We start from the raw sequence: 334 nt of genomic DNA, 5'->3' as shown, positions 1-334 counted from the left end.
GTGCTCGACAACTACGCGTTCGTCCGTACGACCGGATACCTCGCCGGTCCGAGCGACGTGTACGTGTCGCTCGGTCAGGTGAAGAAGTACAACCTGCGCAAGGGCGACGCGGTCGTCGGTTCGATCAAGCAGCCGCGTGAGGGCGAGCAGCAGGGGCGCCAGAAGTACAACGCCCTCGTCAAGGTCGACTCGATCAACGGCCTCTCGATCGACGACGCGGCCACCCGCGTGGAGTTCGGCAAGCTCACCCCGCTGTACCCGCAGGAGCGCCTGCGCATGGAGACGGCTCCGGAGAAGCTGACCCAGCGCATCATCGACCTGGTCGCCCCGGTCG

General features: G+C 66.2%; 1 pseudogene. It reads left to right on the top strand.

What is annotated here, in order from left to right:
- Positions 1-334 (top strand): annotated as a pseudogene (locus B2869_RS14945) (transcription termination factor Rho); the annotation flags it as partial.

It is taken from the genome of Microbacterium sp. UBA3486 (genome assembly GCF_002377845.1).
GTDB lineage: Bacteria > Actinomycetota > Actinomycetes > Actinomycetales > Microbacteriaceae > Microbacterium > Microbacterium maritypicum_A.
The sequence above is the reverse complement of the archived record's forward strand: the minus strand, read 5'-3'. Positions and strand labels throughout refer to the sequence as shown.